The sequence below is a fragment of the Deefgea salmonis genome, from assembly GCF_020531905.1.
Taxonomy (GTDB): domain Bacteria; phylum Pseudomonadota; class Gammaproteobacteria; order Burkholderiales; family Chitinibacteraceae; genus Deefgea; species Deefgea salmonis.
The window spans coordinates 101,454-114,433 of sequence record NZ_JAJAWG010000001.1; the positions used below are offsets into that span (position 1 = coordinate 101,454).

The 12,980-nt window shown below is 50.5% G+C and carries 11 protein-coding genes; 4 read left to right on the forward strand and 7 right to left on the reverse strand.

Annotated features, from left to right (window positions below; all coding sequences use genetic code 11):
• Window positions 1-9 precede the first annotated feature (9 nt).
• Both LG219_RS00470 and LG219_RS00475 read right to left on the reverse strand, forming a co-directional pair.
• The gene (locus LG219_RS00470; protein ID WP_226762588.1) at window positions 10-1,887 is read right to left on the reverse strand and encodes a PAS domain-containing hybrid sensor histidine kinase/response regulator; all 1,878 of its coding nucleotides are present in this window, start codon (window positions 1,885-1,887) and stop codon (window positions 10-12) included.
• Window positions 1,884-3,164, reverse strand: coding sequence for an HD-GYP domain-containing protein (locus tag LG219_RS00475; protein WP_226762589.1), 1,281 nt, complete (start codon window positions 3,162-3,164; stop codon window positions 1,884-1,886). The genes LG219_RS00470 and LG219_RS00475 overlap by 4 nt, the downstream gene beginning before the upstream one ends.
• A 244-nt stretch (window positions 3,165-3,408) precedes the next feature.
• On the opposite strand from LG219_RS00475, the gene LG219_RS00480 reads away from it, so the two are divergent.
• Both LG219_RS00480 and LG219_RS00485 read left to right on the forward strand, forming a co-directional pair.
• On the forward strand, window positions 3,409-4,134 hold the full coding sequence (locus LG219_RS00480; protein WP_226762590.1) for a LamB/YcsF family protein: 726 nt from the start codon (window positions 3,409-3,411) through the stop codon (window positions 4,132-4,134).
• Window positions 4,135-4,177: 43 nt separating this feature from the next.
• Window positions 4,178-5,554: a peptide MFS transporter gene (locus LG219_RS00485; protein WP_226762591.1), complete on the forward strand. Its 1,377-nt coding sequence runs from the start codon at window positions 4,178-4,180 to the stop codon at window positions 5,552-5,554.
• Between the two features lie 353 nt (window positions 5,555-5,907).
• Here LG219_RS00485 and LG219_RS00490 read toward each other — a convergent pair whose 3' ends face one another.
• A complete protein-coding gene (locus tag LG219_RS00490; RefSeq protein WP_226762592.1) occupies window positions 5,908-6,720 on the reverse strand; it encodes a fused MFS/spermidine synthase in 813 nt (270 codons plus the stop codon).
• Between the two features lie 152 nt (window positions 6,721-6,872).
• Here LG219_RS00490 and LG219_RS00495 point away from each other — a divergent pair, with 152 nt between their 5' ends.
• Window positions 6,873-8,522: a SulP family inorganic anion transporter gene (locus LG219_RS00495; protein WP_226762593.1), complete on the forward strand. Its 1,650-nt coding sequence runs from the start codon at window positions 6,873-6,875 to the stop codon at window positions 8,520-8,522.
• 94 nt (window positions 8,523-8,616) lie between these two features.
• Window positions 8,617-9,423, forward strand: coding sequence for a glutamate racemase (gene murI / locus LG219_RS00500; RefSeq protein WP_226762594.1), 807 nt, complete (start codon window positions 8,617-8,619; stop codon window positions 9,421-9,423).
• A gap of 39 nt (window positions 9,424-9,462) precedes the next feature.
• Here murI and LG219_RS00505 read toward each other — a convergent pair whose 3' ends face one another.
• The 4 genes from LG219_RS00505 to LG219_RS00520 all read right to left on the reverse strand — a co-directional run bounded on the left by LG219_RS00505 (window position 9,463) and on the right by LG219_RS00520 (window position 12,840).
• Window positions 9,463-9,609, reverse strand: coding sequence for a hypothetical protein (locus tag LG219_RS00505; protein ID WP_226762595.1), 147 nt, complete (start codon window positions 9,607-9,609; stop codon window positions 9,463-9,465).
• A gap of 212 nt (window positions 9,610-9,821) precedes the next feature.
• Complete coding sequence (locus LG219_RS00510; RefSeq protein WP_226762596.1) at window positions 9,822-10,553, reverse strand: DedA family protein; 732 nt, start codon at window positions 10,551-10,553, stop codon at window positions 9,822-9,824.
• 182 nt (window positions 10,554-10,735) lie between these two features.
• Entirely contained in the window at window positions 10,736-11,947 is a 1,212-nt protein-coding gene (locus LG219_RS00515) for a hypothetical protein (RefSeq protein WP_226762597.1), read from the reverse strand.
• A gap of 101 nt (window positions 11,948-12,048) precedes the next feature.
• Window positions 12,049-12,840: a ParA family protein gene (locus tag LG219_RS00520; protein ID WP_226762598.1), complete on the reverse strand. Its 792-nt coding sequence runs from the start codon at window positions 12,838-12,840 to the stop codon at window positions 12,049-12,051.
• Window positions 12,841-12,980 lie beyond the last annotated feature (140 nt).

The following is a 12,980-nucleotide window of genomic DNA, read 5'->3' on the forward strand; positions in this document are numbered from 1 at the left end:
AATCTGCAGCTATATACCCTGATGGATATAGCCTAAAGCATTGTCGATGATGGGCAGTGCTTTGGCCAGATCAAGTGGTTTGGTCAAATAGGCGTCAAAGCCAAGTTGAATCGCTTGATGGATGTCTTCGGCCAAAGCGTCGCCCGATAAAGCAATCACCGGAATATGTCGGGTGGTTTTATCCATTCTCAGTTGAACCAGCAGGCTGGCACCGGTGGCGTCTGGCAGATGGCGATCGAGCAAGATTAAGTCGGGGGTGTGTTGCTGCGCGCGCAATAAGCCTTCGGCGGCGGTACTGGCGAGCGTTAATACATAATGAGCCCGCTGTTGCTCGAGTATGTGGCTCATGAGTGTTTGGGAAAGTAGATCGTCCTCAATGTATAAAATGTGCCGCTGCTTGGCCTCGGTTGAGCCGTTGCGGGGGCTGTATACGGGCACCTCGGGCGTGACCGCCGGGAAGTCCACCCAGAAATCACTCCCTATATCGAGCTGGCTTTTTACGCCGACAGTGCCGTGCATCAGCTGCGCCAGTTTACGGGTAAAAGCCAATCCGATGCCGGTGCCTTCTATTTCTTCTTGCTGCTCACCGACCCGAGAAAACGCCATAAAAAGCTGGGCTTGATCGGCTTGGCTGATGCCAAAACCGGTATCGGACACCATTAAACGCCAGTCGTTGTTTTGGGTTTGGCTGATGCTTAAGGTCACGCGGCCGGCAGAGCGATTGTATTTGATCGCGTTGGAGGTGAAATTTAATAAAATCTGTTTAATCCGCCGCGCGTCGCCACTAACAAAGCAAGGCGTGTACTTTGGCAAATCGCTGAGTAATTGAATGTTTTTTTCTGCGGCTAAATTTTGCATTAATTCGCAGCAGTCGCGCACGATGGGCGTGAGATCAACGGTTTCTTGGCGCAAGGTGAGTTTGCCCGCTTCGATACTGGCTAAATCGAGCACTTCATTAATCATGTCGAGTAAATGTCGGCCGGCATTCATAATGTAATTGCCCAGTAAACGCTGCGGGTTATCGGTGTCGGCGCAAATCAGTTGGGCAAAGCCCAGTATCGCGTTGAGTGGTGTTCTGAGTTCATGGCTCATGTGGGATAAAAATTCGGATTTGGCGCGGCTGGCCGCTTGGGCTTTTTCATGCGCAATGCGCAGCGCAGCTTCGCTGCATTTGATGGCCGTGGTGTCGTGAGCGCTAAAAATCCGCCCTTCAGGCGCTTCGCCCAAGCGTTGGGGCTGACTATTAAAGTCATAAAATCGCCCGTCAAGTAAGGCGGCGCTAAAGTGCGATGCCAGATAAGGGTCGCTATACAACAAATCGAGCCAGTCTTGAAATGCTTCGGCATTACTCAGTTGCGGGAGGATCCACTCAAACAGCGTTTCGGATTGCTGCGTGTCGGACCATTGCCAAATGTGCAGCATGGCGGCATTGCAATGGCGAATATGGCCGTCCAAATCAGTGACGACGATACCATCGGCGGTGGACTCTAAAGTGGCATACAGCAAAGAGGCGGTCAGTGCGCTTTCTCGTTCTAGTCGCTTGCTGTGGCTGATGTCATAAAAAGAAATCACGCACAGCGTTTGATCTTCCCAGATGGTGCTGCGTACGCTTTTACAGACCGATAAAAAATAACCTTGTGCATGGCGATATTCGGTTTCGAGTTGACTGACGTGGCCCTGACCGCCTTGACGAACGTCTTCCCAAAAAAAGTGCTCTTGTAATCCGGTTTCAATCTCGAGAATCGGCCGACCCATTAAATCGTGTTGGGAATAACCCAGCAGCAATGCGCTGGCTTGATTGGCCGAAACAATGCGTAAATCATGCGGCGTGACGGCTAAAATCGCGGTGGCGCAGGCGTCGAGCAGATTGTGGGCCAGTAAGGTCATATTGACTCGCTGGCACTAAAAAAATAGTTCATGCGTTTACTCGGACTTAAGGCGCGCGCTGCATCGGCACTCAGTTGATTGGCCTTGATTGATTTACTGATATTGATGCCATTTTCGTGTTCTAAATCCAAAATAATGGCGTTTTCACTGTCAGATTCATGACCGCAGACTAAGACTTGCGGCCGCAAAGGGCGCGAAGCATTCACTGAAACCACTAAGCCATAACAGTCATTGGATAAAATCACTAAAGTGCCCGGCGGATACACGCCAAGGCATTTGATAAAGTGATTGAGCGGGCCGGGATCAAATTTGGCTTTGTGTTGGGTAAACATACACGCCAAGCCTTCGTGTGGCGTTAAAGACAGCGCTGAGTTATTGCGATTGCAGTAATTGTCGTAAGTGTTCACGAGGACCAAAATGCGCGCCAGCGGATCAATTTGCGCCAATTGAAGATGTTGTGGGTAGCCCGTGCCATCGCAGTATTCGTGATGCTGGGCAATGAGTTTTAATACACTCGGGGCTAATCCTGCGCGCTGCGCGGTTTCTACGCCCCACATGGCATGTTGCTCCATCAGCGCTTGTTCTGCGCGGTTTAAGCGCTCGGTTTTGAGTAAAATACGGTCGGGTACTTCGTTTTTACCAATGTCATGAAATAAGGCGGCCAAACCCAAGGTGTGAATCTCTTCGCGAGATAATTGCATGGCGCGCCCTAGCATTAAGGCCAATACGGCCACATTTAAAGTATGGAAGTAAGTTTCATCGCCCAATGTATTGCCATTCATTAAATGAATCGCAATGTCATCGTCAATTAACAGCGAGTCGAGCATTTGATTGACGAGTTGGTTGGCCGCAGCCACGGTTTTTTTGGCGTCAATATGGATCTGACTGTTCATGCTTCTGACGGTTTTTGCCGCTTTGCCAAAGGCTTTTTCGCAGGCATCCAGTTGCGCTTGTCGGCGTTCATGCTGGGCTTGGCGTCGTCTTTTGGCCGCCATCAGCGCTAAAACATCCGCGTCGACTATTTCGGCATTGCTGATGGCATTGCTGGCTTGTTCGATTGACGGAGGGGTGAATGGTAGAGGTTGGCTGTCACTTTTATTGGGGATGTAGCGAATTTTGACTAAGCCAAGCTTTTTTAAGGTGTCAATTTGATCCATCGATTTGATTTTAAAACTACCAAAGCTAAATGGATGCGCCATCCAATGCAGATCGAGTTGGATGTAAACGCCCACTTGCAGCTGATCGGGGTGAACAAAGTAATTGGACTCGTTGGTCATGGGGTACGCATTGGTGTCAAGCATGGACTTAATTATGGCTAATTTGCGGATAAAATCTGCGCTCTCTAGCAACTATATTCAGGGTTTTGAAATTATTAATAAGTATTGGATGGTTTTTTGTAAATAAGCGTCAGGCACCGGTGCGCTCTGTTGCAATAAAATGCATTGCGTAGCGGCGTGGCTATTTTTGATCTGTTACTGGAACGTCGCGCGAAAGCTCGCCGTTACCGCAAAGGACATTGTTTTGATTGAGCAGGGCGTGGTTTTAGAATTGAACGCTGATTTTGGTCGCGATCAGGATTTGGATTCGCAATGGATGCCCTTGGTGTCGTTGGCCAATATTGCATGCGGCGGTCACGCTGGCAGTGTGGAGTCAATGCGCGCAGCGGTGCATTTGGCGCATCAGTATGGGGTGCGTATTGGCGCTGCGCCCAGTTACCCGGATCGAGCGAATTTAGGGCAGCGCTCGTTATCGATGCATCCCTCGCAACTGGTGTTTAGTATTACCGCCCAATTGTGGGCGATGAAGGCGGTGTGTATTGAAGAAGGGGTTTCAGTGGCTTACGTTAAATTGCATGGGGCTTTATATCGTGACGCAGCTAAAAACCCGGTACTCGCCGATCAAATCGCGCAGTTGATTTTTGAAATTGATCCGGATTTATCGGTGATGGCCCCTTTGCACAGCGAATTATTGCTGGCGGCCACTGCGCGGGGTTTGACGACGATTTCGGAAAGTTCGCTGGGGCATTGCGACGCAGGCGATGCAGCATCAAGTCTAGGGCTCGATACCTCAAAAATACGCGATTGGTCTGCATCAGAACAACAGGCTTTGGCGCTGGTGGGACAAGTCCAGTCGTTGTCGGTGTCGGGTGATAATTACCTTGCATTGGCGCAAACGCTTGCGATTCGTCAGTTTTTATTGAATTTGGGTGTCCGTCTGTGTGCTGAGTCTGGTCAAAAGGGCGAATGATGCGTTAAGGTAAACACAAATCAATCATTGATAGCGTGCTTCTATGTCTGCAACACAAGCTCACCCTAAAGGGCTATATCTACTTTTCGCTACCGAAATGTGGGAGCGATTTTCGTATTATGGGAATCGGGCTTTATTGGCTTTATTCATGATTTCCGCATTGTCGTTTGATAAGCAATTCACCTCTGCTTTATACGGGCAATACACCGGCTTGGTGTTTTTAACGCCGTTGATTGGTGGTTATATCGCCGATCGTTACTGGGGTAATCAGCGCTCAATCTTGGTCGGCGGCTTATTGATGGCAGCTGGGCAGTTTGCCTTGTTTTTTGCGAGCACTTTTTACACCAATCTAACTTTGGCGCTGCCGTTCTTTTATTCCGGTTTGGGTTTGATTTGTTTGGGTAATGGTTTTTTTAAACCGAATATTTCAACGATGGTTGGGCAGCTGTATGCGCCCAATGATGCGCGTAAAGATGCGGCGTATACCATTTTTTATATGGGGATTAATTTAGGCTCATTTTGTGCGCCATTGATTTGCGGCACTTTGGGCGATACCGGTAATCCGGCTGATTTTCGCTGGGGCTTTTTAGCCGCAGGCGTTGGGATGCTGTTGTCGTTGGTGATTTTCCAAACGTTTAAAAATAAATACTTATTGTCGCCTGAAGGGCAGATTTTGGGCTTGCCGCCCAAGCAGCTGTCGGCGCTGGAAAAAAGCCAAATCGACACTTCATTAACCACGATTGATATTCAAAGAATGATCGTCATTGGTGTGCTGGCCTTTTTTGTGGTGTTTTTTTGGTCGGCATTTGAACAAGCGGGTGTGTCGCTGACCTTTTTTGCCCGCGAATCCACTGACCGGATGATTTATGGCTTTGAAGTGCCCGCATCGTGGTTTCAATCGTTAAATCCGGTGTTTGTGTTGATTTTTGCACCGATTATGGCGCGCTTGTGGATGAGCTTGTCGGCCAAGGGCAAAGAGCCGTCGTCGCCGACCAAAATGGCGTGGGGCTTGATTTTATTGGGCTTGGGCTATGTGGTGATTGCTTTTGGTGTCGATGGTATTGGTGCCGGAATGAAGGTGTCGATCTTGTGGTTGGTGTCGATGTATTGGCTGCATACCATGGGTGAATTGTGCTTGTCGCCGATTGGTCTGTCTTTGGTGAATAAATTAGCGCCAGCGCGATTTGCGTCTTTATTGATGGCGGTGTGGTTTTTGGCCAATGCGGCCGCCAATTGGTTTGCCGGTATTTTGGCTGGGTTTTATCCCGAGTCAGGCAAACCTTTTCCGTCTTTTTTGGGCTGGCAAGTGACTAATTTGCACGACTTCTTTATGTTGTTTGTCGCTATGTCGTTCTTGGCGGGCGGCTTATTGCTATTGGCCAGCAAGCCATTGCAAAAAATGATGCACGGCATTCGTTGATGCGATTAAGCAGGGTGTGAGTTGGCAAAAAGTCCGGCAATTGCGGTGATGGCATGCGCTTAAAAAGCTATTGACGCAGAGGCGCAGAGGCGCGGAGAAAAGCCAGTCAGAGCTCAAATCGGTCGTCAATAAGTGGGTCGGCTCCAGATAGTTTGAATGTAGAAAACAACAAGCCTATTTAAATCATAGGCTGGCGTTACCATCATTCAAACTGAGTGAGGCGACCGTACTTAGGACGATTTAAACTGCGATTTGCTGATGTTTTGCGCTGGTTTACTCTGTGTCTCTGCGTCTCTGCGTCGGCTTTTCGATGTGGTGCGCTGACGTGAGCCGCATACCACCTCTGTGATGGTTTAACCGGCCGGTTCAATATGGCGATTGGCCGGTTCTAGTCCGTCGGGGTGACGCAAGGCGCGCTCGATTCGGCGTGCTAAGGCCGGTAGATCCACGCTGTGCGCTTTGGCCAGCGCTTGCGCGCGCTGCATGATGGCGCGCGAGTTTGGCGGGAACTTGCCGCCGTTCATGGCTAACACAATCCGATTGGCGCAACCATCAGCACCGATGGCGATGGCCGCACCGTCAAACACCGTGCGAATGCGCTGGTAATAGCTGTCAAAGCGCGCGTCGCTGCCCCATAGATTCACCACCAATATCCCTTCATCGGCCAAAGCCGCGCGGCAATCGTCAAAAAACTGCGCTGTGGCCAGACTTTCTGGCATGCCGCTTTGGCTGTACGCGTCGACCAAGAGTGCGTCAAACGCCGATTGGCGTTTTAACCACGCCGCGCCGTCAACGCATTCAATTTTGAGCCGCGCACTGTCGTTGGGAATGGCAAAGCGATCGCGCAAGGCAATGACATCGGCGTCGATTTCTGCGACTTTAATCGTGCAATCGGGCAGGTAGTGATGGCAGTATTTGGCGAGTGAGCCGCCGCCGAGGCCAATCATGCCAATATGTCGGGTATTGGCTTGCAGTAGGCTAAATGCAATCATTGAGCGCGTATACCCCAGTATAAGATCTTGTGGGGTTTGGCGTTTCATTCGGCTTTGGACGGTGGTGAGGTCAAACATCAGCGAAACTTCGTCGCCTTCCTCATAAACAAATGGCTTACCACTTAAGGTTTCGGCAAATAAATCGGCAAAAGATGGGCTGGGCTGCTTAGTCACTCTGGCTGGCACTATTAAAAATGAATCAGCCCGCCATCATCGCATGTTCAACAAATAATCAACAAATAAAGTATGTCGTGATCTAGCGCATGAAAAGATTATCGATGTAAGGCTACAATAAGAAATCAATTGATCTTCATAGGCCATACATCGTGATTGCTTTGCTTGCCGCGCAAAAAGCCGGATTACTTGCGCCCAAAAATTGGTTGAGCAATATCGTTGCTGGGGCGATTGTGGGCGTGGTGGCTTTGCCGCTGGGGATGGCGTTTGCCATCGCGTCGGGCGTCAAGCCCGAACAAGGGATTTATACCGCGATTGTAGCGGGTTTTATTGTGGCTATTTGCGGTGGCAGCCGGGTGCAAATTGCCGGCCCCACCGGCGCGTTTATTGTGATTTTGTCTGGCATTACCGCGCAATACGGCGTCGCTGGCTTGCAAGTGGCGACGATGATGGCCGGTGCGATTTTGCTGCTAATGGGCTTGGCCAAGCTCGGCGGGGTGATTAAATTTATTCCTGCGCCGGTGATCGTTGGCTTTACTGCCGGGATTGGGGTGATTATTTGGGTCGGGCAGTGGGGGGCATTTTTTGGTCTACCTGCGGTGCAGGGCGAGCATTTCCATCAAAAATTTTGGCTCACGGTGCAGGCTTTGCCGCATTTGCATTGGGCCACCACCGGTTTGGCGGTGTTGAGTTTAATCGTGCTGATTGTTGCGCCCAAATGGCGCTGGACGCAAAAAATACCGGGGCCATTGCTGGCGATGGTGCTGGCAACGGGTTTGCAATCGCAATTTCATTTTGCGGGTGTAGCTACGATTGGCTCAGCGTTTGGCGGCATTCCGCAAGGTTTGCCTGAGTTTTCGCTGCCGCAGGTGAGTACCGGTCAGCTGATTAATTTGATTGGGCCCGCTTTTACCATTGCGATGTTGGGCGCGATTGAATCGTTGTTGTCTGCGGTGGTGGCCGATGGCATGACCGGCACGCGGCATGATTCAAATCAAGAGTTAGTCGGCCAAGGTTTGGCTAATTTAGTCACGCCACTGTTTGGTGGTTTTGCCGCCACCGGCGCGATTGCGCGCACCGCGACCAATATTCGTAATGGTGGCAATAGCCCCTTGGCGGGGATTGTGCATGGCATTACGCTTTTGGTAATCATTTTGTTTTTAGCACCGCTCGCCGCGTCGATTCCCTTGGCCGCTTTGGCAGCGATTTTGTTTGTGGTGGCGTGGAATATGAGCGAAGTGAAGCATTTTCGGCACATGTTGACGCACGCCCCGCGGGCCGATGTGGTGATTTTGTTGATTACCTTTGTGCTGACGGTGTTTGCCGACTTGGTGGTGGCGGTGAATATTGGCGTGATTTTAGCCACGCTGCATTTCTTGCGGCGGATGTCGATGTCGGTCGAGGTGGTGTCGCAAGATGCGCAGCAAATCGGCATGGAGTTAATCCAGCAAGGTTTAATTCAACTGCCGCCCGGCGTGTTGGTGTTTTCGATTGAAGGGCCGTTTTTCTTTGGTGCGGTAGAAAATTTCGAGCGCGCGCTGGCCGCAACGCATACCGATCCCAAGGTACTGGTGATTCGATTGTTACGCGTGCCGTTTATTGATATTACTGGGCTGCAGGTGTTAGACGGGGCGATCGCACAGCTGCAGCACCGAGGCGTACGGGTGCTGCTTTGTGAGGCCAATGTGCGCGTTTTGGCTAAATTAGAACGCGCTGGGGTTATGGCAACTTTGGGGGCGGCGCATTACTGCGCCGATTTGGCGGGCGCGATTGCCCGAGCGGATGGCTTATGTGCTGATTGATGTTGAGTAAGCTGACTTTTTGTGCGCTTACGCTGTTTTCTCTTGGGCTTCAGAGTAGAATCCCGCCTTTGTATGTTTTGTTGCTAGGCCGAATATGACTTCATTACCGTCGCACCCGATTGGCGTTTTTGATTCTGGAGTGGGTGGGCTTACCGTCGTGCGGGCTTTGATGGACCGCTTGCCCTTTGAAAACATCATTTACTTTGGCGATACGGCACGAGTGCCGTATGGCGTGAAGTCGGTGGCGACCATCGAGCACTATACGCAGCAAATTGCCCAGTTCTTGCAGCAGCAAGAAGTCAAAATGCTGATTATTGCGTGTAATACCATGGCGGCGGTGGCGGCCGATAAAGTACGCGCGTCAGCCAATGTGCCAGTGCTGGACGTGATCGAAGCCGGTGCTAAAAATGCGGTGGCGCATACCAAAACCGGTGGCATTGGCGTGATTGGTACGCCAACGACGATCAATTCCAATGCTTATGCGCGGGCGATTCATCAGCTCAATCCGGCTTTTCGGGTTTATTCGCAAGCTTGCCCGTTGTTTGTGCCTTTGGTAGAAGAAGGTTGGCTCGACCATGCGGTCACGCGTTTAACCGCGCAAGAATACCTCAAGCCGGTGTTTGTTGAGTCGATTGATACGCTGGTGCTGGGTTGCACGCATTACCCATTGATTAAACCGTTGTTAATGGATATTTGTGGTGATCGCATGCAGTTGGTCGATTCGGCGCTGTCGATTGCCGATCAAACGGCGGAGATTTTGCAGTCGCGCGGTTTAGCTAATCCGTCACACCAAATTCCAAATTATCGTTTTGTGGTTACCGATTTGCCGGTGAAGTTTCAAACCATTGGCGAGCGATTTTTGGGGCGTAGCTTGGGTAAGATTGAGCTGACTCAGTTGTGATGCGCGAGCAAAAAAGCCAGCGGATGCTGGCTTTGTCATTTAGTGCGTGAGTTGGGTATTGAGCTTGATCCATGCAAACGGGGTACTGCCGCGCATGCGATCGGCAAAAGTTTGTTTGGGTTTGGGTAGGTGGGTGTGACCGAGCGCGGTGCTGCGCGTGGTGTTGCTTGCGGGCTTGTTATCCATGATCTGGCCTCTTTAGGGGGTGAAAGAGATTTGAATTGCGATGAATTACGAAGCCCAATGATAATCTGATTTGTCTTTGTGACCAATGTCACAATTTGACTTAACGCAAAATGAACGCTGAATTTAGTTTTCTGGCTTTGGGTTTGCTTGATAAGCACACTCGCTGCGACGCCGCACTGGGCTGACGCCGCATCAATGAGCGGGTTCAGCGCTTAGCTTAAAACCTGCCAAAGTCGTGAGCCGTAGTTCGTGGCGTGAGGATGGCTAAAGAGGAAGTACAGTGCGCCGGCACTGGCGAGTGTGACAATGGGCGCGCCGAGCGAAAACCAGCGATGGCGGGTATTTTGCTTAAAGCATTGCCACAGCATCCACAGGGCAGTAAAGACCAAGCCCAAGGTGATCATTAACAGCGTTGGAAAATGCATCGCCGTACTTTCACCCAGCCCAATCGCCGCGCCAGCCAAAATTCCCGGCAAAAAATACAATGGTGACCAAAGCACACACGCCAGTATACACGCCGGCATGAAGCGTTTGGCGGGCATGGAGAGCATACCTGCCACCATCGGCAATACCGGCCGAGTTGGGCCTAAAAATCGGCCAACAAAAATCCCCACTGGACCGTGATGCCGTAAAACCAGCCGTGCTTGGATCAATAAGCGGCGATGTTGGCGAATCAGTTTGAGTTGTTGTAACGGGCGGCGATAGCGGTAACCGAGCGCATACGAAATCAGATCGCCCAATAGTGCGGCGACAAAGCCAACACTACACGCCAACCAAAAATCCATTTTGCCGCTGCCAATCAATGTGCCCATCGTAACCATTAAAATCGTACCGGGAATGATCAGTCCAATTAAGGCGGTGGATTCGGCCAGTACAATCACAAATAACAGCGCGAGCGCCAATTCATTCGAGTGGTTGAGTGCAGTTTGAAGCAAGTCTTGCATGGCGGTGGCAGTGGGAATGAAGTTGGCTATTAGGGCGCGTGCGGCCAATTTAGTTCCGAGCTGCGGTTGATATTGCGTTGATCTTGGTGTTTGAGCTCAGGCAGTCAAAGCTAGAATTAGTGCGGGGCGGGGTAAAGTCGGTTGTTTGAGCGTCGCAAAAAAACAATGTTGATCTGCTTTGATTAAAACCAGGCGCCAAAATTGACTTGCCAGCTTTCGAGATTCTCGCCTTTGCTAAAGCTCACGCCGCCATGAAAGTCAATGTCGGTGTTTTGCTCGTTGCGTTGGCGGCCAAAACTCACACCAACTTCATTTTGATGGTTGCTAAATAATTTGGTGCCCGTGTATTGGGTGTTAATTAAATAGATTTCCCAGGAAAGCGGATCCCCGCCTACTTCCCATTGACTATCCAGAGAATAAAACAAACCATTTCTAAATACGGTGTTGGCAATGTCGGGATTCAATGTATTGCTATCTACGCGCAGACTAAAGGCGTTGTAGTAGCCGAGCAGATTGCCCAGTGTGAGATGCCAGCCGTCCCCCTCCCAAACATAGCTTGAGGCAATCGCTGCCGAGCCGATCCATGCGGATGTACCCAGATCGTTAGATCCAGCAAAACGGGCCGAGCTGGTTGCGCCTAAAGTCCAGTTGCTGTTGACCGGATAGCGATAACTTAAGCCGAGGTTTGCGTCGTAAGATTTGCTGCCCTCAGCGTCGGTGTAACCCAGTGGTGCGCTGACAATGAGCTCGTGATTGGCTTGGCCTAAGTTGTAAGCGTAAGCCAAAGGCAGCGTGACGCCATCGCTATGCATGGCCCTGACTCGTGCGGTGGCGCTCGATTGCATGTGGGTGTAATTGATGCCTGCTGAAAAGCGCTGCTCGTCGGCAGCGGCATCGCTGCCAAACCACAATGTTTGGGCATCAAGGCTTACGCCACGACTCATTAAGCTATTGCTGTTGCCAGCGACTAAATCAATCGGCGACAGCTCGATTAAATGCGTACTCGGTTCGCTGAGTAAGTCAGAGCGGCTACTAAGGTATTTTAAAAACAGTGCTTGGCTTTGTTCTCTGGTGTTGCCTTGAAAGGTTTTGCTAAGGCCGGTGCTTGGAATACTAAATTCTAACTTACTGCTTATGTCTGGGTAGGCGATGATAATGGGCAGTCCACGAAAATTGAGTGTGCTCGTTACGGCTTCTTTGCCTGTGTAATTATTAAATAGGCTGCCAGGTCTGATCGCTTGTTTGTAGAAAATATTGACACTCTTTTCGGCGTCAATGTGGCGGCTAGATTGAGTTTGGCCGCCCATTGTGGCGCTAAGTTCAAAAGGCGCGGCATGCCCGTATGTACTGAATGCGAGGGCAATTAAAGTCAGGAAGGGTTTGAAATTAGGCATGATGCTTTCCGTTTGTCGCAATCTCTTTTTTTGTAGATGGTGCGATTCGGAAAGCAAGAATTAAAAACAACAGTAAGCGTAAGAAAGCTTGACGTTAGTAATTATTCGTGGATGAACGGTAAGTCTCGTGATAAAGACAGTAGATTGCTCTCAATTAATTCATCCAGTAGAAAGCTAAAGTCAGTTGCAGCGTCGGATGTGGGGGCAAAATCAAAGATATTACTGCCGCAGCCCACCGCTGCCGCCAGCGCTTCTTGTTCGCGGATTCTGGTTTTCAGCACTTCGCCGGGGAAGTGTTTGGTGAGTTGGCCAGCAACGGTTTCGGCGGTGATTTGGTTGGGGATATAGCGATTGATCAGGTAGCGCCGAGGCGTTCTGGCTTGAAATTTTTCCAGCCCATACAGCGTTTGCGACAGTTGCATTGCGCCGTTGAGCGCCAAATATTCTGCCGCCACTGGCACGAGGATGATGTCAGCGGCAAACAGTGCCGAAAAAGCAACAACCCCCAGCATTGGCGTGCAATCGATGATGATAGGCAGGCCACTTCCGGCCAGCATTTCGGCGTGTAGGCCGAGTTTGAGTCGCCAAATATTGTCGCGATGCCGCGACACTTGAGCGTCAATTTTGCCCAACTCAAGGTGTGACGCAATAAATTGAATGCCGCTGGGTAAGGGCGTAGCTAGATCAGACAGCGTGCTTAAGCCTTGATAAAAACGATAAATGCTTTTGCTGCTGGGGATTTTGATGCCATACATCGAGGTTAAATGTGCTTGGGGATCAAGGTCGATCAGTAAGGGTTCGATCCCGTTTTTGGCGATCGCAGCGGCTAAATTGGCGGCAATCGTGGTTTTACCCACGCCTCCTTTCATATTAAAGACGGCGATTACGGTCATTGAGCACGTTCCTGGTTGCAATGTCTCGGCGATGTTACGGCAAGGGCTGACATAGTTGCGTTGCCAGCCTGTCATTTGTTGTCCGCTGCTGAAATTGCATTCTACCTGAAGCCGCTTTCTGACTGGGGATCGATTTGTCG

What these genes read in the sequence shown, in the direction of transcription:
- LG219_RS00485 (WP_226762591.1), top strand. Translation starts at nt 4,178, where the DNA reads ATGTCTGCAACACAAGCTCACCCTAAAGGGCTATATCTACTTTTCGCT.
- LG219_RS00520 (WP_226762598.1), bottom strand. Translation starts at nt 12,840, where the DNA reads ATGACCGTAATCGCCGTCTTTAATATGAAAGGAGGCGTGGGTAAAACC.
- LG219_RS00510 (WP_226762596.1), bottom strand. Translation starts at nt 10,553, where the DNA reads ATGCAAGACTTGCTTCAAACTGCACTCAACCACTCGAATGAATTGGCG.
- LG219_RS00515 (WP_226762597.1), bottom strand. Translation starts at nt 11,947, where the DNA reads ATGCCTAATTTCAAACCCTTCCTGACTTTAATTGCCCTCGCATTCAGT.
- LG219_RS00470 (WP_226762588.1), bottom strand. Translation starts at nt 1,887, where the DNA reads ATGACCTTACTGGCCCACAATCTGCTCGACGCCTGCGCCACCGCGATT.
- LG219_RS00475 (WP_226762589.1), bottom strand. Translation starts at nt 3,164, where the DNA reads ATGACCAACGAGTCCAATTACTTTGTTCACCCCGATCAGCTGCAAGTG.
- murI (WP_226762594.1), top strand. Translation starts at nt 8,617, where the DNA reads ATGACTTCATTACCGTCGCACCCGATTGGCGTTTTTGATTCTGGAGTG.
- LG219_RS00505 (WP_226762595.1), bottom strand. Translation starts at nt 9,609, where the DNA reads ATGGATAACAAGCCCGCAAGCAACACCACGCGCAGCACCGCGCTCGGT.